Source organism: Sphingobacterium sp. InxBP1 (assembly GCF_026191775.1).
GTDB classification, from domain to species: Bacteria; Bacteroidota; Bacteroidia; order Sphingobacteriales; family Sphingobacteriaceae; genus Sphingobacterium; species Sphingobacterium thalpophilum.
Map to the genome: position 1 here is coordinate 312,741 of NZ_JAINDX010000041.1, position 26,375 is coordinate 339,115.

Annotated in this window: 20 protein-coding genes and 1 tRNA gene; 10 read left to right on the plus strand and 11 right to left on the minus strand. The window is 43.4% G+C overall.

From position 1 onward, the window contains the following. Positions 1-554: 554 nt before the first annotated feature. Positions 555-626, minus strand: a tRNA-Glu gene (locus K7A41_RS07025). Between the two features lie 89 nt (positions 627-715). After that, entirely contained in the window at positions 716-1,990 is a 1,275-nt protein-coding gene (gene purD / locus K7A41_RS07030) for a phosphoribosylamine--glycine ligase (protein WP_028071060.1), read from the minus strand. Between the two features lie 185 nt (positions 1,991-2,175). On the opposite strand from purD, the gene K7A41_RS07035 reads away from it, so the two are divergent. The 7 genes from K7A41_RS07035 to idi all read left to right on the plus strand — a co-directional run bounded on the left by K7A41_RS07035 (position 2,176) and on the right by idi (position 10,679). Then, positions 2,176-4,860 (plus strand): carboxypeptidase-like regulatory domain-containing protein, encoded by a 2,685-nt coding sequence (locus K7A41_RS07035; protein ID WP_265713144.1) that lies wholly within the window; start codon positions 2,176-2,178, stop codon positions 4,858-4,860. Positions 4,861-4,898: 38 nt separating this feature from the next. Beyond that, complete coding sequence (locus tag K7A41_RS07040) at positions 4,899-5,672, plus strand: enoyl-CoA hydratase/isomerase family protein (RefSeq protein ID WP_028071062.1); 774 nt, start codon at positions 4,899-4,901, stop codon at positions 5,670-5,672. Between the two features lie 11 nt (positions 5,673-5,683). Continuing rightward, positions 5,684-6,367 (plus strand): hypothetical protein, encoded by a 684-nt coding sequence (locus K7A41_RS07045; protein WP_028071063.1) that lies wholly within the window; start codon positions 5,684-5,686, stop codon positions 6,365-6,367. A gap of 36 nt (positions 6,368-6,403) precedes the next feature. Beyond that, complete coding sequence (locus K7A41_RS07050; protein ID WP_265713145.1) at positions 6,404-8,140, plus strand: phospho-sugar mutase; 1,737 nt, start codon at positions 6,404-6,406, stop codon at positions 8,138-8,140. Next, on the plus strand, positions 8,137-8,682 hold the full coding sequence (locus tag K7A41_RS07055; protein WP_322784016.1) for an NUDIX hydrolase: 546 nt from the start codon (positions 8,137-8,139) through the stop codon (positions 8,680-8,682). The genes K7A41_RS07050 and K7A41_RS07055 overlap by 4 nt, the downstream gene beginning before the upstream one ends. Before the next feature lie 79 nt (positions 8,683-8,761). After that, positions 8,762-10,075 (plus strand): hypothetical protein, encoded by a 1,314-nt coding sequence (locus K7A41_RS07060; RefSeq protein WP_028071066.1) that lies wholly within the window; start codon positions 8,762-8,764, stop codon positions 10,073-10,075. 73 nt (positions 10,076-10,148) lie between these two features. Beyond that, positions 10,149-10,679 carry an isopentenyl-diphosphate Delta-isomerase gene (gene idi / locus K7A41_RS07065; RefSeq protein WP_028071067.1) on the plus strand — a complete coding sequence of 177 codons (531 nt, stop codon included), beginning with the start codon at positions 10,149-10,151 and terminating at the stop codon, positions 10,677-10,679. A 68-nt stretch (positions 10,680-10,747) separates the two neighbouring features. Here the strand turns inward: idi and K7A41_RS07070 are convergent, their stop codons facing one another. Then, positions 10,748-11,572 carry an N-acetylmuramoyl-L-alanine amidase gene (locus K7A41_RS07070; RefSeq protein WP_028071068.1) on the minus strand — a complete coding sequence of 275 codons (825 nt, stop codon included), beginning with the start codon at positions 11,570-11,572 and terminating at the stop codon, positions 10,748-10,750. Positions 11,573-12,021: 449 nt separating this feature from the next. After that, complete coding sequence (gene gcvP / locus K7A41_RS07075) at positions 12,022-14,895, minus strand: aminomethyl-transferring glycine dehydrogenase (RefSeq protein WP_265713146.1); 2,874 nt, start codon at positions 14,893-14,895, stop codon at positions 12,022-12,024. A 540-nt stretch (positions 14,896-15,435) separates the two neighbouring features. Between gcvP and ctlX the strand changes: the two genes are divergently transcribed. Next, positions 15,436-16,380 carry a citrulline utilization hydrolase CtlX gene (ctlX, locus tag K7A41_RS07080; RefSeq protein ID WP_265713147.1) on the plus strand — a complete coding sequence of 315 codons (945 nt, stop codon included), beginning with the start codon at positions 15,436-15,438 and terminating at the stop codon, positions 16,378-16,380. Between the two features lie 386 nt (positions 16,381-16,766). On the opposite strand, the gene K7A41_RS07085 is transcribed toward ctlX, so the two are convergent. The 7 genes from K7A41_RS07085 to rpmB all read right to left on the minus strand — a co-directional run bounded on the left by K7A41_RS07085 (position 16,767) and on the right by rpmB (position 25,172). After that, on the minus strand, positions 16,767-19,934 hold the full coding sequence (locus K7A41_RS07085; protein ID WP_265713148.1) for a TonB-dependent receptor: 3,168 nt from the start codon (positions 19,932-19,934) through the stop codon (positions 16,767-16,769). Between the two features lie 229 nt (positions 19,935-20,163). Then, positions 20,164-21,753, minus strand: coding sequence for a bacillithiol biosynthesis cysteine-adding enzyme BshC (bshC, locus tag K7A41_RS07090; RefSeq protein ID WP_265713149.1), 1,590 nt, complete (start codon positions 21,751-21,753; stop codon positions 20,164-20,166). Positions 21,754-21,943: 190 nt separating this feature from the next. Beyond that, positions 21,944-23,281: a 30S ribosomal protein S12 methylthiotransferase RimO gene (rimO, locus tag K7A41_RS07095; protein ID WP_028071073.1), complete on the minus strand. Its 1,338-nt coding sequence runs from the start codon at positions 23,279-23,281 to the stop codon at positions 21,944-21,946. Between the two features lie 81 nt (positions 23,282-23,362). Then, positions 23,363-24,325 carry a signal recognition particle-docking protein FtsY gene (ftsY, locus tag K7A41_RS07100; RefSeq protein WP_028071074.1) on the minus strand — a complete coding sequence of 321 codons (963 nt, stop codon included), beginning with the start codon at positions 24,323-24,325 and terminating at the stop codon, positions 23,363-23,365. A gap of 135 nt (positions 24,326-24,460) precedes the next feature. After that, positions 24,461-24,628, minus strand: a complete 168-nt coding sequence (locus K7A41_RS07105) for a DUF4295 domain-containing protein (protein WP_081817937.1) — start codon at positions 24,626-24,628, stop codon at positions 24,461-24,463. 51 nt (positions 24,629-24,679) lie between these two features. Then, positions 24,680-24,862, minus strand: a complete 183-nt coding sequence (gene rpmG, locus K7A41_RS07110) for a 50S ribosomal protein L33 (protein WP_002998409.1) — start codon at positions 24,860-24,862, stop codon at positions 24,680-24,682. A 76-nt stretch (positions 24,863-24,938) separates the two neighbouring features. Beyond that, positions 24,939-25,172 carry a 50S ribosomal protein L28 gene (gene rpmB / locus K7A41_RS07115; RefSeq protein ID WP_028071075.1) on the minus strand — a complete coding sequence of 78 codons (234 nt, stop codon included), beginning with the start codon at positions 25,170-25,172 and terminating at the stop codon, positions 24,939-24,941. Positions 25,173-25,389: 217 nt separating this feature from the next. Between rpmB and K7A41_RS07120 the strand changes: the two genes are divergently transcribed. Together K7A41_RS07120 and recO are read left to right on the plus strand one after the other, a co-directional pair. Then, complete coding sequence (locus K7A41_RS07120; RefSeq protein WP_265713150.1) at positions 25,390-25,635, plus strand: signal peptidase; 246 nt, start codon at positions 25,390-25,392, stop codon at positions 25,633-25,635. After that, positions 25,625-26,347, plus strand: a complete 723-nt coding sequence (recO, locus tag K7A41_RS07125) for a DNA repair protein RecO (protein ID WP_265713151.1) — start codon at positions 25,625-25,627, stop codon at positions 26,345-26,347. The genes K7A41_RS07120 and recO overlap by 11 nt, the downstream gene beginning before the upstream one ends. The last annotated feature ends 28 nt before the right edge of the window (positions 26,348-26,375 follow it).

Below are 26,375 nucleotides of genomic sequence, written 5' to 3' on the forward strand. Positions count from 1 at the left end.
TCTTAATACTGCCTTCTACATATGCCTAAACGAACAGGTCCTTGACCTGTTCACTTCAGCATTCTTTATTTAAAAGCATCTGGTTTTAACTCCTTTCTAAAGGTCAATTTCAGGACGAACGGATCGACACCCGCCCTACGCTCTTGCAAGTTGTTTGAATTGATTTCCACATAATTGATTATTTTATAAAAGCTAAATGGTATTAGCTTATTTTTACTAAAAAAAAGACATGACGTCCTGTTAAAATCATTTTTACTAATTCTATTTCGTTTATTGGGCTGCTAGGCCAGAAGATAAACGTTGATTATTATAATTTACGTTTTCAAATACTTCTCTTAGGAACTGCGTTATATAATTGATTATCCAAAATTAGAGAACGTAAAATTTTTGAGACTAACGATTTTTCTCAATAGTCTGCTATTTTGTATCAAAGGAGGAAAAATAAAACTACTGTGGATGAATTGATTATGAATGGGGCTTTCTAACGGCAAACACCATAAGGCAAAAAAGCCTGCAAATTGAATATTTGCAGGCTTTTTTGCCTTTTAGATGTGTAGCCCGTAGGGGAATCGAACCCCTGTTTCAAGAATGAAAATCTTGCGTCCTAACCCCTAGACGAACGGGCCTTTTATGAGCTCCAGAAGCTTTTATTGCTTTTGGAGCTGCAAATATAGATTTTAAAATCAGAATTGCAAAAAATAATTTCGAATATTTTTTAGATCAGATCGAAGCCGATGTCCCGTCTGAAATATTTGCCTTCAAAATAGATCCTTCCGGCATCTGCTGTAGCTTGCTGTAACGCCTCGAAAAGCGTGTTCTGCAAGGTTGTTACTGCGATGACCCTTCCTCCGGCTGTGACGACTTTTCCGTCCTGCTCTTTCGTACCGGCATGAAATACGAGAGACTCTTTTACATTTTCTATATTGGTGATTTCCTTGCTGGACTCATACGCTCCCGGATAGCCGCCTGCGACCAGCATGACTGTCACGGCTGTCTTCGGTGAAACAGTAAAAGAACGTTGCTCGAGGTTGCCCTGTGCTACGCCCTCCAGAAGATCCAAGAGGTCAGACTCGATGCGTGGCAACACAGATTCGGTCTCAGGATCTCCCATACGAACATTGTACTCAATAACATATGGATCCCCACCCACATTCATTAAACCGATGAAAATAAAACCTTTGTAAGGAATGCCGTCTTTTTTCAGCCCTTCGACTGTAGGTTTGATAATACGTTCTTCGACCTTGTTCAAAAAAATATCATCTGCAAAAGGAACTGGAGAGATGGAACCCATTCCACCTGTATTCAAACCGGTATCACCCTCACCAATGCGCTTGTAATCTTTAGCTGATGGTAACACTTTATATGAATTTCCATCCGTAAGCACAAATACGGAAAGTTCAATCCCTTTTAGAAACTCTTCCACTACAACGACACGGCTCGCATCGCCAAATTTGGCCTCTGCGATCATCGCTTTCAGTTCTGCCTTGGCATCCTCAAGTGTTTCACAGATCAATACGCCCTTACCAGCTGCCAGACCATCTGCTTTTAATACGATGGGCAGCTTCTGACCTTCGAGGTACAACAATCCCTCATCCAACGACGCCGCATCAAACGACCGTGACGCTGCTGTAGGGATTCCATGGCGATCCATGAACTGTTTTGAAAAATCTTTTGACCCTTCTAGTTGCGCTCCCTCCTGCTGCGGGCCGATCACCGGAATATGTTTTATATCGTCCCGGTTTAAAAAATAGTCATGAATACCTTTAACCAGAGGCTCTTCGGGGCCCACAACAACCATCGTGATGTCTTTTTCGAGCACAAAGGAAGCGATAGCTTCAAAATCTGTAACCTTTATATTTACGTTTTCCCCATAGGCGCCAGTACCCGCGTTACCGGGCGCAATAAACAGCTGATCTAAACGTGGACTTTTCGACAATGTATAGGCGAAGGCGGACTCACGGCCTCCCGAACCGATGATAAGGATTTTCATAGCACAAATATATTTTTTTTATATTAATTTTCAGCCATCAGCGGACCTTAAAAACACATTTTAAATTTGTATCCGTGAGCAAGCCGGCTTCCGGTGCTGCTAATACTCTGCCACGATATAATATTTTGATTTATAAGTTGATTAAAGAAAAAATATTTTCTAATTTACCAGAAACATTTAGTCATATGTATGCCAAAATACTGTTATTAATCAATTGCCTGGTATTCCCCTTACTGACTTTTGCTCAGATTGATCAGACGCTGCAGAAACTGGATTCTTACCGTGCACATCATCCCGTCGAAAAAATCTACCTGCATCTGGATAAGAATGATTACACGGCAGGTGAAAATATCTGGTTTAAACTGTATTGTACGATCGCCCCGTTCAATTACCTCAGCAACAACAGCAAGATCGCTAACATCGAATTGATCTCACCGTCAAATACCATCGTCAAAAGCATTAAAATACCCGTCACGCTAGGACTTGGGATCGGCGACTTCAATCTACCGGATACACTCATTGAAGGAGCCTACCGAATCAGAGCATACACACAGTGGATGCAAAATGACTCCACTTCCAATTTTTACGAACGTGTCGTCCCGATTACCAATGGAAGGTCGGACAACATCGTTACGCAGAGTACACTTGTCAACGATGGTCCGGAGAGATTCTTTCAGATCAGGATGAAGACTTTCCAAGGGGCGCCCCTTTTAAACAACAATGTGCAGTACACATTAAAGCAGGAAGGTAAAAAAGAGCGAACCGGAAGGCTAAAATCCGACGAAAACGGAACCATATCGCTTGAATTAAAAGATGACTTTAAAGGTGGCCTACTGTCTTTGCACTTTCTCTCCTCAGACAAACGACGGATATTAAAGAGCTTTAGAATCCCCGATCCCACTCGGCAGAACAGTATCCAGATATTTCCGGAAAGTGGTGAACTGGTCAACAATATATTATGTAAAACTGGCTTCAAAGTGCTTTCCCCGACAGGCCTTGGACTTAAAGCTAAAATAAAAATATTGGAAGACAATCTGACTCCACTGATGGAATTTGAAACAAATCCGCTCGGTATGGGCAGTATACCGCTGATCCTGAATGCGGAAAAAAAATACATCGCGACTGCAACCTTTGAAGACGGCAGCTCGGTAAGTGCCTCCATACCGCCCATAGCAGCTTCGGGTTATGCGCTTACAGTTAACTCAGGCCTCAAAGACAAAATCGTAACGCAGCTGTCGGCGACTGCGGACCTCGTCAATGGCCAGGAGATGTATCTGATTGCACAGTACAATGGTCTGGTACTCCATGCTGCTAAACAAAAGTTAAATCACGGTGAGATCTTGTTCAATATTCCAAAGAAAGAACTTCCTTCAGGAGTACTCCAGCTATCCATTCTCAATGCACAACTGGTTCCGGTTATCGAAAGGCTTGTATTTAACTACAACGCCGCAAAAACAATGCTGCCGATTGCTGTACAGTTAAACAAACCGGCATTCGGCACACGTGACCATGTCCTTGCCAGTCTCACCGTTCATGAAGGCAGCAGTGATACCTCAAAAATAGCCGCGCTTTCGGCATCTGTTGTTAACCTGACAAAAATCGATACCCTTACAGGTCTTCATTACTCCTCCATCGTTTCGGAACTTTTGTTAAAATCGGATCTTCGGGGCTTCATTGAACGCCCCAACTACTACTTTGCGGATTTAAATAACGTCAAGCTGGATGAGCTCGACAACCTCATGTTCATTCAGGGGTGGCGAAAACTTGACTGGAAACACTATCTTGACAGCACCCAAAAGCAGTATCCTCCCGAAAAGGGACTTACCGTTTCAGGCACCGTGAAGAAAACGGGTAGGAAAGCCGTTGTACCGGGTGCCACGGTTACCTTGATACCTACCAGCAATATGATGCTGAGCATCGATACCCTAACCAACGAAGAAGGCAAATTTGCCTTTGACGAGCTGCTATTTGCAGACAGCGTCAAATTTATTGTGACAGGCAAGGGTAAAAAGGAAAAAAATAGAGTGGATATCGTTGTCGATGAACCGGTGATCCCACGAATTGAAGGGAGCAAAGACGACCCCTTGATGACCAATGATATCAATACTGAATTGATCAGCCAGCTTAAAAACAACCAGCAGTTTTTAGCAGAACTGGAGGCCGCGGGCATTATCCAGAAAAGCATTGTACTCGAAGAGGTCCAGATCAGCCGAACGAGAGTTAACAAGGCTGATAAGAACTCTAGAAATTTAAATGGTCCCGGCAATGCGGATCAGGTCATCACGGCAGAGGAATTGTCGACTTGTACGACCTTGGAACAATGTCTTGCCGGTAGGCTTGTAGGTGTGATGTTTCGAAATGGAGTACCCTATAGCACGCGATCGATGGGACTAAACGGTGGAAGCCCCATGCAGGTCGTTTTGGATGGCATGTACATTGAGGCGGAGCAGATCAGCATGATCAATGTCCAGGATGTCGCCAGCATTGAAGTACTACGTACTGCCAGCACCACGGCAATTTATGGGTCCTATGGCGGCAATGGTGTCCTGGTCATCACGACCAAATCGGGCGACGCCGTATTATCATCCTATACGCCGACAGGGATTGTTACAATTGTACCCAAAGGGCTACATGTAAACCGCAACTTTTTCAAACCACAGTATGATGCCACGCAAAAACAAGCACTTAAACGCGATCTGAGAACTACTATTGCCTGGGAGCCCAATCTCATCACCGATAAAAATGGAAAAACACAATTCGATTTTTTCACCGCCGACGAACCCGGAACATACAAGATCACAATCGAAGGAGTAGATATGGAAGGAAAAATTGGCCATCAGGAACACTTAATAGAAGTAAAACCACAATAGTGCAACAAACAAACCGTTATAATTATATACTGCTGCGTATGGAACATATAAAAACCAAAATAGAAGACCGCATCTTAAGTATTTTCCTGGACCGTGGAAAGTCCAATGCAATCGACACCTTGTTGCTGAAAGAACTTATTGTCACACTGGAAACCGCCCAGGACAACGACAGCGTGCAAGGGATCATCCTGATCGGAAAAGAGAACTTTTTTAGTGCCGGGCTTGACCTGATCACCCTATACAACTATAATGAAGAGCAGATCAGCGAATTCTGGATACTTTTTATGGAGACCACCACACTTCTAGCTGCTTTTCCGAAGCCAATTGTGGCCGCTATATCTGGCCATAGTCCCGCAGGGGGCTGCGTATTGGCGCTATGCTGCGACTATCGGATTATGGCCGAAGGCAACTTTGTCATTGGCCTCAACGAAATACCTGTCGGCCTGATTGTCCCCGAAAGCATCTTTCTGCTCTATGCATTCTGGATCGGAAAACGCCATGCTTACCAAAACTTACTTGAAGGAAAACTGTTATCTCCTGTGGAAGCAAAAGCACAGGGTTTAGTAGACGAGGTTGTTCCTGCGAATGTCCTCTTTAATACGGCGACAAAGAAAATAAAGCAGATCACGCAATTAAATCAGTCCACCTGGCAAACCTCAAAACTAAACTTCAGAAAGGAAATAATTCTTAAATTGCGCGAAAATAGAGACGAAACCATACAGCGGATTCTGGAGCAATGGTGGTTGCCCGCTACACGCGCGATTTTAAAATCCATTATCGAGAATCTGGCGTCAAAAAATACGATCAAATAAATAAACACAACATGAGAAAACTCCTTTTCTTTGTTCTTATCGCCCTTTCGGCCGGAATAACGTCCTGCAGAAATAATAAAAAAGAAGACAAAGCGATACGCATTGCCCAGGATTCCATCCCCTTGGATACGGTGAGCAAGCCCGATACCCTACAAAAGGAGCCTAAGAAAGAGGACATAGAGACAGTAGAAGAGGTACTCGAAAACATAGCGAAGGCCTACACCGAACAGGATGGTAAAACCATCAACAACTACATTCATCCCAAGTTGGGCATATATATCATTTATCGTCCGGGCGCTCTGGATTCGTATGTCCATCAAAACAGCTTTAGCTTTTCCAAGCCGGTACCTGAGTACCATTCTTACGAAAAATTAAGCTATAAAGGGCCATTAAAATCGGGCAAACTCCCTGCGTTTGATTGCGGAACAATGAAATGGGACAAATCGGGCTTCTATTATGACAAGAAAAGCCGGCCGAACGAACTTTCACAGACGGCGAGATTTATGAACGAAATTTTGGATGCAAAAATTAGCAGCAGCGAATTGCAGCGCCTAAAAAATATGGAAGCCCGAAGCTACCGCGCCATCATGACCTCCAGCGACACGGAAGAGCCCTTGGTATTTCACGTCACGAAAGAGGGAGGAAAGTGGTATATCACGGTCATCGACCGTGCATATGCCGGTTGTGACGCTTAAAAGATTTTTTTACATTTAGCCTTATTTTAACACGTAATGGGAAATTTAGATAAAGAGATACAACAGAAGGTCGAGAGTTGGTTAACCTCAAGCTACGATGAAGAAACACGCGCTGCTGTTCAAAAGCTGATCGATGAAGAGGCTGAGACAGAACTTATTGATTCATTTTACAAAGATCTTGAATTTGGAACGGGCGGCCTACGGGGCATTATGGGCGTAGGATCCAACCGCATGAACAAATACACGATCGGCAAAGCGACACAGGGGCTTGCCAATTACCTGAGGAAGCAATTTCCGGATCAGGATATCAAGGTCGCCGTATCGTATGACAGCCGCAACAATTCACAGGCTTTTGGCCAGCTCGTGGCTCAGGTATTTGCCGCCAACGGCATCAGGGTCTATCTCTTCAATGAGCTTCGCCCCACGCCGATGCTGTCCTTTGCTATCCGTCATTTCGGATGCCAGAGCGGAGTCATGCTGACGGCTTCCCATAATCCGAAGGAATACAATGGATATAAAGCTTACTGGAGCGACGGCTGTCAGCTCACTGCACCTCATGATAAAAATGTAATCGACGAAGTGAATGCGATTGCTTCGGTTAAGGATATTAAATTCGAGGGCAATACGCAGAATATTGTGCCAGTTGGCGAAGAGATCGATCAGATCTACATCGACGCCAATAAAGCGCTGAGCATCCATCCGGAGGCTGTGGCTGAGCAGAAAGACCTAAAAATCGTCTATTCGTCGATCCATGGTACAGGGATCACGATTGTACCCAAAATGCTTGCTTCCTGGGGTTTTGAAAACGTTACGGTCGTCAGCGAGCAGGCTACACCGGACGGCAATTTTCCGACCGTGATCTATCCCAATCCGGAAGAAGAGGATGCCATGGCGATGGCGACAAAGAAAGGGGAAGAAATCGATGCCGACCTTGTGCTGGCCACCGACCCGGATGCAGACCGGGTGGGCATTGCTGTCAAAAACAGCGCGGGACAATTCCAGCTGCTCAACGGCAATCAGATCGGCAGCCTGCTGATCTACTATGTACTGAGTACAAAAAGTGAGTTAAAACAGCTGGGCCAAAATCCGTATATCGTCAAAACTATCGTAACGAGCAACCTGCAGGCCGACATCGCTGACCATTATGGTGTGACACATTACGAAACCCTCACAGGCTTTAAATACATAGGCGAACTGATCACCGAGCTGGGGGATTCGGCCCAGTATCTGGCCGGCGGCGAAGAAAGCTACGGTTACCTCGTGGGCGACCTTGTCCGTGACAAAGACGCACCTAATTCATGTGCTTTTCTGGCTGAAATGACCGCTTATTTCAAATCTCAGGGCAAAACAGTTTATCAAGTGCTCCTGGATATCTACAAACAGTTTGGCTGCTACCAGGAGAAACTGATTTCCCTGACCAAAAAGGGTAAAGCGGGTGCGGAGGAAATTCAGGCCATGATGGCGGGTCTACGCCGCAATCTGCCGACCGCACTGGGCGGAGTTGAGGTAAAGGAAATCCGCGATTATCAGCTTTCGCAGACCACCGACATGAAAACAGGCAAAAAAACTGGGATCACACTGCCCAAGTCCGATGTGCTGCAGTTCATCACCGTCGATGGCGACGTAATATCGGCCCGGCCGTCGGGTACAGAGCCCAAAATCAAATTTTACTGTTCTGTCAAAGAGCAGCTGAACGACACAGCGGAGTATCCTGAGCTGCAGCAGGTGCTGGAAGAAAAAGTAGACCGTATGATGAAAGATATTATAGGATGATGGAAAAGTGGAAATTACTTTCTTCGGAGTACATCTGCAAGGAACCTTGGGCCACCTTACGGAAGGATACCTGTGAACTGCCCGATGGTAGGATCAATGATCATTATTATGTCCTTGAATATCCGGACTGGGTGAATATGGTCGGCATCACGGAGCAGAATGAACTACTGGTGATCAAGCAGTACCGTCATGGTGCTGGTATGCTATCACTGGAAATCCCCGCAGGTACGATGGAACCCGGCGAAAATCCTGTGGATGCCGCAATCCGTGAAATGCTGGAAGAGACTGGTTATGCATTTGATCATATAGAGGAGATCGCAACGCTCTATGCCAATCCGGCGACGAGCGGAAATGTGACGTACACTTACCTGATGACCGGTGGACGAAAAGTGCAGGAACAGGCATTGGATGATCATGAGGAGATCGACGTGTATCTTGTCCCCCTTCCAGAAGCAAAAAAAATGCTTCTGGACAACAAATTCAGTCAGGCTCTACATAGTAGCGCTTTATTCTACGCTTTTAATAAATTAGGCTTGTTTTAGAACAAGCCTAATTTTATTCTGTTTTTAGCTTTCATACTTTTAATTTTCACTAGCCTGCTGATTTTTGTACCTTTGTAACATGGCAAGAGAAATTTTTGAAACCAAGCGAAAGGCCCTAAAAATAAATCTAAACCCAGAGATTTATGGGACGTTTGCAGAGATCGGTGCGGGACAGGAAGTCGCACGTAACTTTTTCAACGCAGGGGCTGCTTCAGGCACAATCGCTAAAACCATGTCTGCCTACGACATGGCATTCAGTGATGCAATATATGGTGAAGAAGAAGATGGAAGGTACGTGAGCAGAACGCGGCTGACAAAGATGCTTTCGCACGAATTCAATCTCCTCACCGAACGGTTACATGGTGACAAATACTGCAATAAAAAATTCTTTGCCTTTGCGGATACAGTGACCACGCTCAATTTTACCAAGACCAATGAGCCGCACGGCTGGATCGGCCTTCGTTTTCAGCACGAAGTCGGCGGTCCTACTAACGATATCATCGTCCATGTAAGGCTGCTGGACAGTGATAATCAGTTACAGCAAAAAGTACTGGGAATTATTGGTGTTAACTTACTGTTTGCCGCATACTATTATGCCGACAATGTACAGACCATGATTGAATCGTTGGTCGACAATCTATCCATAGGATCTGTCGAAATCGATTTGGTCAAGTTGAGCGGACCTCTTTTTGAAAATGTCAATCAGCGGCTTATCAATCTTTATCTCATTGCCAAGGGATTTGCGAAAGCTGCGATCTTTCAGCCCGATGGAAAAGCCGTGCAGATCAAAGATTTTCTGTACAAAAAGAACATCATCCTACTACGGACAAAATATCGCCAAAAATCGCTGCCCAACTTTGATCTCTTCAACCTTGCTGTCGAACAGTTTAAAAAAAATACGGGGGCCACAGATGCCGACACGATTGTATTGATCGAGGTACTGATGGGAAACCTACTGGAAGATACACATGAGATTACCGATGCGGACCTGCAGGAATTTGCTTCCCGGGCAGATGAATTATGCGCAACAGGAAACAATATTATTGTCAGCAACTTTCGTAGGAACAATCACCTTGCTGAATTCATCAGCAACTTTAAACCAAAAAATATCGGCATCGCAACCAACGTTTACAACTTAAAAAATATTTTTAATTCCGATAACTATAACAAGGAACTGTATACCAATGAACTCCTGTCTTATATTTCGGGTATGTTCAATAAAAATGTGAAGCTTTACGCTTACCCTTATTTATTGAAAAAAGAAAACAAAATTATCACGACGCAAAATATGCCGGTTTCGGAAGAGGCAAAGCCGTTGTTTGAGTTCTTAATCAAAAACGGTTATATTATCGATATTGAAAATTACGATGAGAAATTTGTAAAAACCGTTTAAGACGTCTATCGCAAATATTAGGAATGATAGCCCAATTTTTCGAAAATTGGGCTATTTTTGTTATTTTGAGCCTATGAAGCAGGACAATGTCATATTGGTCGACCACGAGGATACGATGATCGGAAGCATGGAAAAGTACGAGGCGCACGAAAAAGGTCTGTTACATCGTGCGTTCAGTGTTTTCTTATTTAACGACCATGATGAGCTTCTTCTACAGCAACGCGCACTCGACAAATACCATTGCGGCGGCTTGTGGACCAATAGCTGCTGTTCGCATCAGCGCCTGGGTGAAACAAATTTAGAGGCAGCCAAAAGGCGCCTGCAGGAAGAACTTCGGATAGAAGCATCTGACTTACGCGATGTCTTTTCCTTTGTCTATCGAGCGGAATTTGAAAACGGCCTCACCGAACACGAATTTGATCATGTGCTTTTAGGTAAATTCACTGGCACACCAAGCTTTAACCCTGCCGAAGTCGCTGCCGTCCGCTATCTGGACCAAAAAAGCATTGATCGTGAAATCAGCCTCCAGCCCAGCCACTTTACGCCTTGGTTCAAATTGATCTACAAGCGCGCGTTTGACCAGTATATTACGCGATATAAATAATTAATTATCTGCAAACTGCCTTGTAAAACCGCTTGGGCCTGCTCCTATAAAAAATTCAAAACTATTTATTATAAAAACTTTTTATAGATCGAATACAAAATCTTAAGATCATTTTCGTTCAAAAAAGCCGTATTTACATCCGTTTGGATATAGTGTATTTTAAATGCTTTGATGGCTGCATCCAGATTGCTGACGTCGTAACCAATTATGCGTAACGCCATCTTGGGGTTAAAATCCACCGGCGGTGTTTCCAAAAACTCCTCGTACCAGTAACCGAACCCTTGATCTGCAAGCTTTTTCCATGGGAATCGTGATGGATCATTTTTACGGGTCGGAGCCAAATCCATATGGCCGATAAAGTTGGCCTGCGGAATCCTATATGTATTTTTTAAGTAGGTCAGCAATTGGATCAACGCATTGATTTGCACGTCTGTCCAAGGATCCGTAGTACCATTATTATCCAGTTCGATACCAATAGAGGAGGAATTTAAATCGGTATCATTTCCCCATTTGCCGAGACCGGCATGATGTGCCCGGTAAAGATCATTGACCATCTGCACGACCTTTCCATCTCGTCCCACGACATAATGGGAGCTCACACCTGCTTTTGCCGAATGGAACGTACGAATAGTCTGACCCATGGAGTCCTGGGCAGTATGATGGATCACGACAAAATTAGGCTTCCGGATGCCGAAGTTAATCGAAGCGATCCACTGCTGATCGTTTACATTTACTTTTTCTAACTGCCCCGTTACGGGAGACTGGCGATACAACTTAGAAAAAGTCTTTGCCTGCTGCTTGTATATCTTTTCGGTCTTGGCATACTTGCCGCCTGCGCAGGAGGTCATCAATGCTACTGCGGCTATAAGGCTGAATCTTGCTGTTATATTCATTTATTTAAATTTGCTTTCCAAGCGTATTGGAATGATCGTTTCATTTTCACGGACATCACTGTGCGAATAAATCCGACAGCATCAACTTTAGCCTGTCCACGGTTCACATACACCCAAACTAGCCTCTATAGTGTTACCGATACTGTGAATAGAGCGGTGATGTCATCTTCTACTGAACAAATGTAAATACATCATTCTGATGGCTCCGGCGTGTTTCCGAACAAATATACTCCCAAAATCCCATATACCCCATAATGTAGCTTAAATTGATACAATCGCCATATCAGACCGGTATTGATGTATTGGGTGTACGCAGAAACGAACGTGAATAAAAGGATGCGCCTAAGTGTATGGTATCAGGAGTCAGAGCGACGAATAACAGAAGAGTTACGAAACAAAAAGGGCTGCCAAAAATATTGGCAGCCCGCAGTTTCTATTTATGCAGGACCTTATGCCTCAGCATATTCTTCAATAGAGGGACAGGAACAAATTAATGTGCGGTCTCCCTGTGAATCATTGACACGGCCAACAGAAGGCCAGAATTTACGCTCTTTGACATACTCCAGTGGATACGCAGCTGTCTGACGGCTGTAGGGTCTATCCCACTCATCGGCAGTCACCACCGCAGCGGTATGAGGCGCATGCTTCAGCACGTTATTTGCTTTATCAGCTTCTCCGGCTTCCACCGCAGCAATTTCCTGACGAATGGCAATCAGCGCATCACAGAAACGGTCCAGTTCGGCCTTCGATTCAGATTCTGTCGGTTCTACCATCAGAGTTCCAGCAACAGGGAAAGATACCGTCGGTGCATGGAATCCGTAATCCATCAAACGTTTAGCAATATCCGCCACTTCGATACCTGCATTTTTAAAGCCCCTGCAATCCAAGATCATTTCGTGTGCGCAACGGCCATTGCTGCCCGAATAAAGTACAGGATAAGCATTTTCAAGACGTGCCTTTATGTAGTTAGCGTTCATGATCGCTGTCTTGGTCGCATTGGTCAGCCCTTCACCGCCCATCATGGAAATATAAGCGTGTGAAATAACCAAGATCGATGCCGAGCCAAATGGTGCGGCTGATACGGCTGTGATACCTTCCTCTCCAGAAGTAGAGACAACTTCATGGTTGGGTAGGAAAGGTACAAGATGTTTAGCTACACCGATAGGTCCCATGCCCGGACCTCCACCACCATGCGGAATACAGAATGTTTTATGGAGGTTGAGGTGACAAACATCGGCTCCGATATGACCCGGACTGGTCAATCCAACCTGTGCATTCATATTCGCACCGTCCATATATACCTGACCACCATTTGCATGGATAATTTCACAGACCTCAATGATAGACTCTTCAAATACCCCGTGCGTAGATGGGTAAGTTACCATCAATGAATTCAAGTGAGCAGCATGTTCTTCTGCCTTCGCTTTTAAATCCGGAATATCAATATTCCCAAGTTCATCACATTTCACGACGACGACTTTAAGACCAGCCATTGATGCCGAAGCAGGATTGGTACCATGAGCCGAAGCAGGGATCAGACAGATATTACGATCGTGATCCCCACGGCTTTCGTGATACGCGCGTATCACCATCAACCCCGTATACTCACCCTGTGCACCCGAATTTGGCTGAAAACTCATCTTCGCAAATCCAGTGATTTCGGACAACCAGTCGTTCAGTTCACCGATCATCTGCATATAACCTGAGGTCTGATCCGCAGGAGCAAATGGATGCAACCCGCCAAATCTTGCCCAGGTCACGGGGATCATTTCAGCGGTCGCATTCAACTTCATCGTACAGGACCCCAACGGAATCATGGAGTGGCAAAGAGACAGATCTTTGGCCTCCAATGACTTGATATAACGCAACATTTCGTGCTCTGAATGGTAGCTATTAAAGTTTGGATGCGTTAAGTAGGCAGACGTACGAACTAGCTCGGTTGGGATCGCTGAAGTTACCTGTTGTTCTAAAGTGTCAAAATCTACATCGTTCAAGGTCTTACCCTGAATTTTTGCAAATACTTTGACAATTGTTTTAATATCCTCATAAGTGGTTGTTTCGTCAATGGAAACAGAAACCTGTGACCTCTTATAATAGAAATTCAGTTCATTGTTTAACGCTTCTGACTTCAATGCGCCGGCATGTGCGCCTAAGTCTACACGCAGTGTATCAAAATAAGCGTTATTCAACTGTGTATATCCAAGCGCTTGTAGGGCTTGATCCAGCAGGTTGGCCAATGCATGGATGCGGGATGCAATATTCTTGATTCCTTCAGGCCCATGATAGACTGCATAGAACGAAGCCATAATAGCCAATAGCGCCTGCGCCGTACAAATATTGGACGAAGCTTTATCGCGACGGATGTGCTGTTCGCGCGTTTGAAGTGCCATACGCAATGCATATTTACCATTCGAATCGGACGTTACTCCAATGATACGGCCAGGGATATTACGTTTAAAACTATCCCGAGTCGCAAAAAATGCTGCATGAGGACCACCAAAGCCCATCGGTACACCAAAGCGTTGCGAGTTACCTACAACCACATCGGCACCCCATTCTCCCGGAGGAGTCAACAAAGCTAAACTCATGAGGTCAGCAGCTGCACAGACCGTTATATTTTTAGCGTGAGCGGCTTCAGTAAATGATTTATAATCGAAAATGGTACCGTCTGCGGCCGGATATTGAACAAATGCGGCAAAGACATCATCGGTCAATGCTTCCTCGGAAATCGCAGTAATGTTTAGTTCTATACCAAAAGACAATGCCCGTGTTTTGAGCACATCAATCGTCTGGGTAAATGTATTCTCAGAAACCAGGAAGACATTGGCGTCTTTATTTTTTCTAGCCGAGTATAACATAAACATGGCTTCTGCCGCTGCTGTAGCTTCGTCCAAAAGGGATGCGTTTGCGATCTCCAGTCCTGTAAAATCAGAAATAACGGTCTGAAAATTTAACAATGCCTGCAGACGACCTTGTGCAATCTCCGCCTGATAAGGTGTATACTGCGTGTACCATCCGGGGTTTTCAAATACGTTGCGCTGAATAACACCGGGAAGGATGACGTCGTAATAACCTTGGCCGATAAAAGATTTGAAAACTTTATTTTTCTCCGCGATCTCTGCAATGCGCTTTAAATAAGCGACCTCGGATAACGCTTTTGGAAGATTTAAAGGTTTTGGAGCGCGGATTTGTGAAGGGACCGTTTGGTCAATTAGCTGGTCAATTGACGTTACGCCCAATTTGGCCAACATTTCATTCGCTTCAACTGGACTTGGGCCATTGTGGCGACTTTCGAATTTTTCTTGGAAGTGTATATTGCTCATGTGTGCAAAAAGTTAACGCTTATAGATAGTTAGCGACATAATAATTAGGTAATTAACTCTCTTATAAACAGTCGTTTTTTGGATGAGCAAAGATAGCAAAATAAATGGCTGAAAACGAAGCAAAAAAGTGGATAAAAAGTCAGTTTTATCGAAGGTTTAATATGCAATCGATTGTCCTTGGCGGATTAAAATTTCAATAAAAACAACCAAGAACTTGTGTCATTAAGAATATAACAACTAGCGGCTTCTTCATTTGATATATTGGCAAAAAACAAACCGATATACCCCTAATTTCTTAAGACCAAAATCTGTTCTAAATGATATTCTTTTTGCAAAGCGTCTGATTTTTCGATACATTAGTATAAGGACCAGCTGAAAGGGTGTCCCCGCTGCAATGCACTGCATTCCGAACTGAATACACAATATCGGTATAAAGCGCATAATTGCGAAATTACAGATCAGCAGCCCATGATACGGCAATAGGCGAATGAGATCATTTCTTTTATCAAATATAAACCAGCGAAGTAACGATTATAAATCATGAGAAAACAGGTAACAGACAGTGTGCTTTTAGTAAGACCCTCTGTCTTCCGTAAAAATGAGCAGACCGCAGTCAACAATTACTTTCAGAAAGACATCGAAAATTTAAGCGGTGAAGAATTAAACAAAGAGGCCCAGGGCGAGTTTGACAATTTGGTCAATGAGCTAAAATCACATGGAATTTTGGTCACCGTCATTCAGGACGATGAAAAATCAGAAAGTCCAGACAGTATATTTCCCAACAACATTGTATCCTTCCACCAGGACGGTAAGATTATTTTTTATCCGATGTTCGCTCCCAACCGCCGCAAAGAACATTTATTGGATTTCGAAGGTCCCTTAAAGCAGAATGGCTACTACGTCAAACTGATTAAAGACCTGAGTAACGCTGAGAATAACAAACAATATCTGGAGGGAACGGGCGCTCTTGTATTGGATCGTGCACATCGCGTCGCCTACTGTGCCCTTTCCGAACGGGCAGACCGCGAAATGCTGGAGGAATACTGCCGGACGGAAAACTATAGTCCTGTCGTCTTCCATGCCTACCAGACTGTCAATGGTCAGCGGCGTCCTATCTACCATACCAATGTAGTATTGGCTGTAGGAGAAGACTTTGCCATTTTGTGCCCTTCGGCCATCGACGATCCGGTAGAACGCGAAACATTGCTGAAAAAACTCAGGGAAACTGGAAAGGAAATCATCGAAATCAACGAGAATCAATTGGAGCACTTTGCAGCAAATTGCCTGCAGGTTAGAAATAAATACGGAAACCGCTTTATTGTGTTATCGGATAAGGCCCTGTCATCACTCACACTGTATCAAACGGCCCAATTGGAGAAACATGGTAAAATCATCCACCAAGATTTACATGTCATCGAAACCTGCGGTGGCGGTAGTGTACGCCACATGATGGCAGAAGTATTTCTACCCAAGGAGAAAAAGTGATGAAATACAGAGATTGCAGTTCCCGCCTACCTTCTTGCCAATAAGACCGTAACAAGTTAAGGATAAGTTCGGCCTGCTCGCGGTTTGAAAAAAACATGTAGCCACAGTGAAAAACACTAAAAAAGGTGGACTCATTGTAGACTCACTGTGTACTCACTGTACCTGGAGGGCGAACTTGGTAACTTGATACCCTATAAACTCGAAGCAGCAGGGAAGGGCGCCATGTAAAAAGCCACAGCTTTTTTCAATATCTTAAAGAAGAGAGAGACTCCCAAATCTTAAAATAAGGACCAAATGTGATTTTGGTCCTTATTTTAGTATACTTACTGAGCCAAACAGTATTGTTGGACTCAAATGCTAAATCTGTATGCAGCTCGTATGTTTTGCTAAAAAGAATAACGCAAACCCAGCTGGAACTGATAAGGATTGCCCGACCGCGAGATCACCCCTGTATTGGCAACACTATAGTTGAATTGCTGTAATGCTGTGTCAAATTGAGGAAGGGCATTGCCATCCGCATCTTTTCCACCTAAAGCATAAAGACGCTGGTTGCCAAGCGACTCATTGACTCCCCATGTTTTCTTAAACAAATTGGCCACATTGAACAGGTCTCCGGATATTTCAAGGGCATGATTTTTATACAAGTTAAACTTCTTGGCTATACGTAGATCGATTAATCCATAGAAACCGTTAACGCCTCCATTTCGCTCGGCCATTTTGCCTTCATATTTTTTGAGATAATCTTTCAGGCTCTGGCTTGCTGCATTATCCAACAAATTGTTCAGACCTTCCACGATGCGTTTAGGTGTATTTGAATTATTTCGGTCAAAAATAAAAGCCAAATCATTATCGCCCGCAACGAAGTCTCCGTTGATGTTTCCTCCAGCCAATAAGCTATAGCGTGTACCGCCAATTCCCGAGTACCGTATACCCACACTGACACCATAAAATGTTGGTAGAGTACCATAGATAACAATTTTATTGCGAAACTGTGTATTGGAATAGCTCATCACACTCAAATCTCTCGGGTCATCTTTCACAGCCAATGACAATGTTGCAGTATTCGCCACATTCCCATTGAATGAAGTGTTGTCTTTGGCATCATTCCAGGTATAACTTACGGAAATAGCCCCATCTTTATAATATTGGTAACTGGCATCAAAGACGACGGCAAATTGATTGACTTTTCCTTCTGAATTCAGTTCCAGTACACGGCCATATTTATTGGATATGCGTCCTTGCTTCCAGTCGGGAGCTCCTCCCTGTATGGAGGCGGCTGGAACAAACACGCCTCTGCTGTCCTCATTAGCCAATCTGAAGAAAGGATCTTTCACCATATTACGATCTACATACATATAGTTATTACGACCCAGGTTCATGTAACCTGAAAGACTGGCTTTCAATTTTTCTGTAAAGAAGTGGGTGTAAGATATATTTGCTTTGTACACCACGGGAATCTTGGCATCTGGTCCATAGGTATTGATCGTCGGTGTCTGAAATTGTGCCAAGGTAGGCGTCGTTGAAGGATCTTTTCTGTAGGCAATAAAATCCGGTGCCGGCACATCCTTGCCCCGTACGTCGACAGTTGCAAAATGTTTTCCATCGAAAGTCAGATTATTAATTGTCATGTAATTGTTGATATCTGACGCAAAGATCCCGCCACCTATACGGAAGAAGTCTTTTCGCTCCTCATTGACATCCCAGGTCATCTGAAATCGAGGCTGTACGACAAAAGATTTCAGCTTGTGATCAGTACGTATCCCAACTTCCTTTAGTAGATCCTCATTCAGTGGCGAAGTCGGGTAATGGCCATAATCCAAACGTAGTCCGGCAACAAGATCCAGACCTTTGGCCAATTTGGTCTGCAGCTGTCCATAAATACCTGCATTGAATATGTTACCGATGACGGTTGGATCGTCCACCAATGGGACTTCACGGTAATAGTTATACGGCGTCATTGTTTCAAAGTTCTGCAAAGCAGTCTTTCCGTCATCACTTGGCCTAAAATGAAAACGCCCGTTAACCTCACTGCCATAGATGGAGCTGGCATGGGTATACATTAGATCAACACCAAATGTATAGTTGATATGATCCGTACTGTAATACATGTTATCTACAAGTTGGAAGACGTTGTTCTTGAACGATTCCTGTGCAAAACGATGTCCCCCAAGCTGGAGAGTCTTGGTTCCGGTAGAGGATTTGATATCTTCCACAATCGCGCGGGGAATATTCTGGCTGGGCAACAAGTCTCCGGGGCTACTTTTCTGATAGGTATACAGGTGCTGCACTTTTAACTCGTTTGTGATCCGTGGTGAGACGGTCGTCCGCAAAGTCGCCAAGAGGCTGTTGTCAATGTTCTTATCATTGCCATAAGACTCATACATCATGATATCTTTATTATCCTGCAATCCCAGTCTATTCATGTCACTGGTAAAGTTATTTCGGACAGTCAATAAATTGTTATCATTCAGCTGCCAGTCAACACGGCCGAATATTGCGTTGGACGGACGTATTTTATCAAATGAGCCTGTCTGTGCTTCCTGCCCCAGTCCATATTTTCGGCGTCCGATATCAACAAACTGATCGAGGTTATCTCGTGTGATACCAAAGCGCTCCTCGTCGGCAGTGGAGCTGATATCGGCAATAATCAGTGGACGTGCATCCCGCTGATGATCCCAGGCTACAAAATAATGGAGTTTGTCTTTAATGATGGGACCGCCCAAAGTAAATCCGTATTGATACGTGGAGAAATCATTCATACGCTTCTTGCCATTGATATCATAAGGGCTGGACAACCAGTCTGCCCGCGAATATACCCAAGCACTTCCCTGTGTCTTATTGGTTCCCTGCTTTGTCACAGCGCTGACGGTACCGCCTCCGGCTCTGCCATAGGTCACATCATACTGATTGGTAACCACTTTAAATTCACGTACTGCTTCAATGGAAATCGAAAAGGGGGCACCACTACGGCTTGTTGTCGAACCCGCCGAAGTAGGATTTTTCGCATTCATTCCGTCAATCGTAAAATTGGTCGAAGAGCCCAACTGACCACTGATATTGTCTTTGTTACTCAACGGCGATAAATCCATTAAAGATGTAAAATTGCGGCCATTGACAGGCAGCTTTGCGATGTCACGTGCTGTCACTGCCGTCGCGGCACCCAAATTTTCAATCTTGTTCTTCAATGTACTTACTCCGGTCAATTCTACCGTCTCCAATACATTAGCGGCATTTTGAATCGGGATATTCAACCGAATGACATCCCCTTGATTGAGGTTAAATCCCGAACGTACCTGTTCGCCATAACCAATATAAGTAACCTTAACGGTATAGGGACCGCCGAGAGGTAATTCCTTAAAATTGTAATCCCCATTGGCATTGGTTGAGGTTTTGGTCGTAAAACCGGTAGATTCATTACGAACTTCAATGGAAGCCCCCTGTATTCCCTTGTTGTTCTCATCGGTAATTTTCCCTGAGAAGCCAGCTTGGGTGGTTTGGGCATACAGACCAGTTCCGATCGCTATCGCACAGGTCGTCAGTAGAATTTCTTTCATTTAGCTGTTGGTTGTAATACGGCAACAAAACTAATTCGAAACTATTAAGACAAACTAAATGAAATATTATGAAATCATAAACAAAGTATTCTAAAAACTCATGACGCCTTAAATTACAAACCAAACTTTTACATGAAGCCGCTCTAAGATAGGACGAGATCAAATAAAACAATCGGTCAGGGCATGATAATAAAATAGATGGAATCAAAAAAGTCAGCAATATGCTGACTTAATATAAAATGGTAAATTTAAAATCAAGAGGATTGAAGTATTTATACAGGTCTCTAAACAAATTATCTCCATACTTAACGTAAAGCAGCGCAAAATTTTCAGACCGCTCTTGCAGGCCTCCACCCGGGAATAATTTCTCCTTTACATTATCAATATCCGTGAGGGCATGCTGATGGTTTCTTTTCTCTGCTTTCATCAATTTTTTTTCCAGATTGTTGATGGCTTTTTTTAATCGGGCTTTTACAGCTTCTGTACTTGGCCCTAGACTTGGATCTATCTTATGTGTACGTAGCTTTATTTTCCCGAATATGGCATTGAGTTCCATCCATTCATCATTGAGGTTCAGCCTTTCTTTTGTGTGCCGGCGTACATATTCTTTTTTCAGAACCTCCGTCGGACGGAAAATGCTCTTGAACGTCAGGTCGACACGGAACAATTTTGCAGCAACATTATCGTCCGTAATCATGGCCGAGTTCCGTGGTATTAAAATCGGAAAATCGATCTGATAATGATCAAAATTAGATTTCAGCTGCATCCAGTACACCATTTCTGCTCCGCCACCGATATAGGCCAGGTTGGGGAGGATAACCTCCTGATACATGGGACGCATGACAACATTGGGGCTAAAACGCTCCGGGTGGTTTTCGATCTCTGCGATCAGTTGTTCCCGGCTAAAATAGATGTTCTGGTGCAGAACCTCATATCGTCCGTCAGAATTAAGCACCAAACGCTCCCTAAAATCGTCCGTGAGGTAAAAGAAATTGATTTCCCGAGCGTGGACCTGGGTGGAAAACCCCTTCGCTTCCAGTTCGGCGGACCTTGCAGTAATTGCTTTAAAGCTATTTTCCGACAGAATATCTTCTTTAATAACCGGTTTGAAAAGCTCCTTCAGGTGCCGGTCATCCGCATCGATGATTAAAAGACCGTAAGACTTAAAAAGCTCGTTGACCATATACCTCGTAGCATCGGCCAGTCGTGCATGTTTGAGGTAAGCCTCTTCGACAATATGGGTTAGTTTCGCAGAATTATCCGAAAGTCCCAGAATATTAGTATACTGCTTTACCGCAGCCGCGATAGAAGCAGTATCCATCCGGCCGGTAGCAGATACGCCGGGTGTATCCCAGCTAATCTTCTTACCATAAACTTTGGTATGATTGATTTCCTCAAAATCATGATCCTCTGTCGCCATCCAGTATACGGGGATAAAGTTTTTATCGGAATGTCTCGCACGGAGGTCGTCGGCAAGACGTATGGCCGTCATAATTTTAAATATAAAATATAGCGGACCGGTAAAAATGTTCAATTGATGACCGGTGGTAATGGTATATGTATTTTCCTGTAACAATAGCGCTATGTTATCGGCAACTGTAGGCGCGTCTTTCAGCAGCTCACCATATTGCGCGCGGAGCCGCTCGACCAAAATCGCACGGTGACTAAAAGGTTTCTTCTCTGCCAGCTGCCTATCGAATCCCTCCAATGTAGGCCAGTTCCCTACAAAGGGTTTCAGTTCCTCATCATGCGCTAGATAAGCCAACAAGGTCTTAGAAAAACTATTTGTCTCGCTATATTCAATATAAGTTGCTTTCATATATGCTATTGTACTGGATACAAATGTATTTAGTTTGGGCTGACAAAATACTGAATTTTAATAAAAAGCTTGTTTCACTTTGAAATTATATCATTCTACTGACAATTCTATATAGCAGCAGAGCCTCCCTGAATAGGGAAGCTCTGCTCTATATTATTCTGCCGACCGGTTGGTCGGCAAACGGCCGTTGTTATTTTTTGATAATTTCACCATATAGATCGAAATCTTCGGCGCGGTCAATTTTTACCTGAACAAAATCCCCTATCCGGGCGTAGGACGCTGCTGCTGCGATCAATACCTCATTATCAACTTCCGGAGAATCGTATTCCGTACGGCCAATGAAGTAGTCACCATCTATACGGTCTACCAGTACTTTATAGCTGTTGCCTACCTTGGTCTGATTAATATCGTATGAAATACCCTGCTGTACCTCCATGATGGCTTCTACACGTTCTTCCTTAACTTCTTGCGGTACATCATCTTCGAGGGTATAAGCATGCGTTTTTTCTTCATGCGAATAGGTAAAACAGCCGAGGCGGTCAAAACGTGTTTCCTCGACCCACTCCAGCATCTCCTGAAAGTCCTGTTCGGTCTCACCGGGATACCCGCAGATTAGGGTGGTGCGCAAAGCTATATCCGGCACTTTATCCCGAATTGCATGGACAAGATCGATCTGCTTCTGCTTGGTTGTTCCTCTGCGCATCGATTTCAGCATAGGATCGGAAATATGTTGCAATGGCATATCCAAATAGTTACAGATATTGGAACGTTCATTCATGGCGTCCAGTATGTCCATAGGAAAACCGGAGGGATAAGCGTACTGGAGCCGGATCCATTCGATGCCATCCACATCGGACAAATGACGCATCAGGTCTGATAGGTTACGTTTACCATAGATATCCAAACCATAATAAGTCAGATCCTGAGCAATCAGAATGAGTTCTTTCGTTCCATTCGATGCCAGAAATTTAGCCTCTTTAACCAGATCTTCAATAGATTTTGATACGTGTTTGCCACGCATCAACGGTATGGCACAGAATGAGCAGGGACGGTTACAGCCTTCTGCTATTTTAAAATACGAAAAATGGGAAGGCGTGGTCAGTAAGCGTTCGCCCAGCAGTTCATGTCTATAGTCTGCGCCGATGGTGGAAAGCAGATCCGGTAGGTCATTTGTCCCAAAATAGGCATCAACACTCGGTATTTCAGCCTCTAATTCGGGTTTATAACGTTCGGAAAGACAACCGGTCACGATGACTTTATTGATCTTTCCTTGATCTTTTAATTCTGAATATTGTAAAATAGCGTCGATCGACTCTTGTTTAGCATTATCAATGAAACCGCAGGTGTTGATGACTACGATATCATTCTCCTGAATATTGGATGCTTCATGCACGACTTCCATCTGGTTGCCTTTCAGCTGGCCCATCAGCACTTCACTGTCGTGAATATTTTTCGAACAGCCCAAAGTAACCACATTCACGCGGGGTTTATTGGTTAATGGTGCTGGCTTCGCGTATTTTGTCTTCATATTATGAGAAGGGTTTGTCAAGAAATAAGAACGTAGGCCAAAGAGATGATGGCTGTCGTATTCTGACAATGATTTAATTTTTTATTTGAAAAGGGAATCTACAAATTCCTTTTTATTGAATAACTGGAGATCGCCTATTTTCTCACCGACACCAATATATTTGACAGGGATTTTAAACTGGTCGGAGATACCGATGACCACACCACCTTTGGCTGTACCATCCAGTTTGGTCAGGGCCAAGGCGTTAACATCCGTCGCCTGCGTAAACTGTGTGCACTGTTCTATGGCATTCTGACCTGTAGAAGCGTCCAATACTAACAATATTTCATGAGGCGCTCCCGGAACGACCTTTTGCATCACATTTTTGATTTTGGTCAATTCGTTCATCAAGCCCACTTTGTTATGTAAGCGCCCTGCTGTATCGATAATACACACATCTTCGCCGTTGGCTACAGCTGACTTTACGGTATCGTAGGCTACTGACGCGGGGTCAGATCCCATAGCTTGCGCAACCACGCGTACACCGACCCGCTCTCCCCACAACTTAAGCTGATCCACAGCTGCAGCACGGAACGTATCCGCCGCTCCCAAAACAACTTTGCTTCCGGCTTGCTTGAGCTGATGAGCAAGCTTACCTATTGTTGTGGTTTTCCCTACACCATTCACGCCAACAACCATAATCACATAGGGTTTATGTTCGCCGTAATTAAAGTTTTCAAAATCGGAACTGTTATTTTCGGCCAGAAGCGCTTGAATCTCTTCCTTCAAAAGACTATTTAGTTCGCCTGTTGAGACATATTTGTCCCGGGCAACTCGCGCCTGTATACGATCGATGATTTTTAAAGTCGTGGTAACACCCACATCAGAAGTAACCAATACTTCTTCGAGATTATCCAATACATCATCATCTATAGTAGATTTACCAACTACAGCTTTTGTAATCTTCGAGAGAAATCCTTCTTTAGTTTTTTCCAAGCTCTTGTCAAGAGCCTGTTCTTCTTCCTGTGTTTGCGGCTTTTTCTTAAAAAAATCAAATAATCCCATGGGGTGTAGTCGTGAAAATTGATGTCCAAATATAAACAAATGTCCTCAACAAAAAAAGCCCTTTCGGTAGGATACCAAAACGGCTATTTTTATCGAATTCTTTTTAAAGAAAAACTTTAAAAAAGGAAAATGCTACTAGTTATTTTTTTGAGCTTCTGCAACTACTTCTTTCACTTTATCGTTGTGAACCATACCTTCTTTGAAAGTATAAGCGCCAGTTTTTGCAGATTTAGTAGTAACAATAACCTTTGTAAATTCTTTACCGCCACCTTTTTGTAACGATGCAACTGCTTTCTTTGCCATGGTATATAAATATTTTACTCAGCCCTCATTGCAAGTGCTAAGATGGGTGAATTACTTAATTTCTTTGTGAACAGTAACTTTTCTCAACACAGGATTGAATTTTTTCAACTCTAAACGTTCAGTTGTGTTCTTTTTGTTTTTAGTTGTGATGTAACGAGACATTCCCGGAAGACCACTTTCTTTGTGTTCAGTACATTCTAAGATAACTTGTACTCTATTTCCTTTTTTAGCCATTGTTTTACTTTATTTTGAATCCTATTCATAGGATTGAAATTCATGAATAATCTTAATGTAACAGGCGAGATATCAATTAGATTGATCCTTTAGCGATAAATTTATTGATTGCCGCTGTAATGCCGTTTTTGTTGATAGTCTTGATAGCAGAAGTAGATACTTTCAACGTAATCCAACGATCTTCTTCTGGAATGTAAAAACGTTTAGTTTGTAAATTTGGATAGAATTTACGCTTAGTTTTAACGTTTGAGTGAGAAACGTTATTTCCTGTTAACGCCGCTTTGCCTGTTAAATCACAAATTCTTGACATGATATTATCTTTTTTGTTGTCTTTATTACAATATATTAATCCTTTGCACTCTCTGCAAAGAGTTTGCAAATATCTATATTTTTTTTTAGATAAGCAACAACATTGTGGGAATTATTTTTAAAAATAGTTGTTCACAGGAACGGTAAGGGCAAAAATAAAGCATTTTATTGTATTATATTTGCTGTATAAATAAAATAGTTTTCAACAATTCACATTTATGAACAAATATCTTCGCAAGGGCTTACGGGAAATAATCATCGGCGTGCTGTTGGTTGGGCTGGGTTATTACCTAATGGAAAGGCGGTCGGACTGGTATAAGATCGCGATGCTTGTCGGGGTTATCGCGTTCAGTGCTGGCTTTTTGACCTTAATCTATCGCATGATCCGCAAAGTGGACCGGAATGCTATCGTCGAAATGCGCGAGGAAGCTCACAAGAAACACAAAGAGGGAGATGCTGAGTAAAACGCGGGGGATTGTTTTAAAGACAACCAACTATTCAGAAAGTAGTCTGGTTGCACAAATCTACACTGAAGCTTTCGGTACGCAATCTTATCTCATCACCGGGGCGCGTAAACCGAAGGCGAAAATCAAAGCCAATATTCTACAACCCTTGCATCTGCTGGAAATAGTTGCAACGCACAAAGATAATGGCTCGCTGCAGCGAATTGCTGAAGCGCAACAGACGCCCTTACTACGAGAAATTCCTTATGATATCATAAAAAGTTCGCTAGCGCTATTCCTCAATGAAATTCTTTATAAGATTCTGAAGGAGCAGGAAAGCGATCCGTATTTATTTGAGTTTATCCACCAATCCATTCGCTGGCTGGATGAAACTCATTTAAATCTAGCCAATTTTCACTTGGTATTTCTGATCAAGTTAACCCGTTTCCTTGGTTTCTACCCGATCACTTCTAAGCAGGCTCTTCCCTACTTCAATCTTCACGAAGCGACGTTTTCAAATAATCTTCCTGAACATCCGCAGGTCTTACAGGAACCGCATACCTCTATTTTCCGCAAACTTATCGAAAGTGAATATTCCAATTGTGACCGCATTAAAATGTCAGCTGCGGACCGTCAATTTCTGCTGGAAAAGTTATTGGACTTTTACAGACTTCATCGTACCGACTTTAGGGAAGTGAAATCACTCTATATCCTAGAGGAGATTTTTCGTTAAAACACGTAATTGGTACATTTATTGTAAC

Coding starts and splice junctions, on each gene's coding strand:
- idi (WP_028071067.1), top strand. CDS start 10,149: ATGAAGCAGGACAATGTCATATTGGTCGACCACGAGGATACGATGATC.
- K7A41_RS07120 (WP_265713150.1), top strand. CDS start 25,390: ATGAACAAATATCTTCGCAAGGGCTTACGGGAAATAATCATCGGCGTG.
- ftsY (WP_028071074.1), bottom strand. CDS start 24,325: ATGGGATTATTTGATTTTTTTAAGAAAAAGCCGCAAACACAGGAAGAA.
- gcvP (WP_265713146.1), bottom strand. CDS start 14,895: ATGAGCAATATACACTTCCAAGAAAAATTCGAAAGTCGCCACAATGGC.
- rpmG (WP_002998409.1), bottom strand. CDS start 24,862: ATGGCTAAAAAAGGAAATAGAGTACAAGTTATCTTAGAATGTACTGAA.
- purD (WP_028071060.1), bottom strand. CDS start 1,990: ATGAAAATCCTTATCATCGGTTCGGGAGGCCGTGAGTCCGCCTTCGCC.
- rpmB (WP_028071075.1), bottom strand. CDS start 25,172: ATGTCAAGAATTTGTGATTTAACAGGCAAAGCGGCGTTAACAGGAAAT.
- K7A41_RS07085 (WP_265713148.1), bottom strand. CDS start 19,934: ATGAAAGAAATTCTACTGACGACCTGTGCGATAGCGATCGGAACTGGT.
- K7A41_RS07060 (WP_028071066.1), top strand. CDS start 8,762: ATGGCAAGAGAAATTTTTGAAACCAAGCGAAAGGCCCTAAAAATAAAT.
- K7A41_RS07070 (WP_028071068.1), bottom strand. CDS start 11,572: ATGAATATAACAGCAAGATTCAGCCTTATAGCCGCAGTAGCATTGATG.
- recO (WP_265713151.1), top strand. CDS start 25,625: ATGCTGAGTAAAACGCGGGGGATTGTTTTAAAGACAACCAACTATTCA.
- K7A41_RS07050 (WP_265713145.1), top strand. CDS start 6,404: ATGGGAAATTTAGATAAAGAGATACAACAGAAGGTCGAGAGTTGGTTA.
- K7A41_RS07045 (WP_028071063.1), top strand. CDS start 5,684: ATGAGAAAACTCCTTTTCTTTGTTCTTATCGCCCTTTCGGCCGGAATA.
- K7A41_RS07055 (WP_322784016.1), top strand. CDS start 8,137: ATGATGGAAAAGTGGAAATTACTTTCTTCGGAGTACATCTGCAAGGAA.
- K7A41_RS07105 (WP_081817937.1), bottom strand. CDS start 24,628: ATGGCAAAGAAAGCAGTTGCATCGTTACAAAAAGGTGGCGGTAAAGAA.
- K7A41_RS07035 (WP_265713144.1), top strand. CDS start 2,176: ATGTATGCCAAAATACTGTTATTAATCAATTGCCTGGTATTCCCCTTA.
- rimO (WP_028071073.1), bottom strand. CDS start 23,281: ATGAAGACAAAATACGCGAAGCCAGCACCATTAACCAATAAACCCCGC.
- bshC (WP_265713149.1), bottom strand. CDS start 21,753: ATGAAAGCAACTTATATTGAATATAGCGAGACAAATAGTTTTTCTAAG.
- ctlX (WP_265713147.1), top strand. CDS start 15,436: ATGAGAAAACAGGTAACAGACAGTGTGCTTTTAGTAAGACCCTCTGTC.
- K7A41_RS07040 (WP_028071062.1), top strand. CDS start 4,899: ATGGAACATATAAAAACCAAAATAGAAGACCGCATCTTAAGTATTTTC.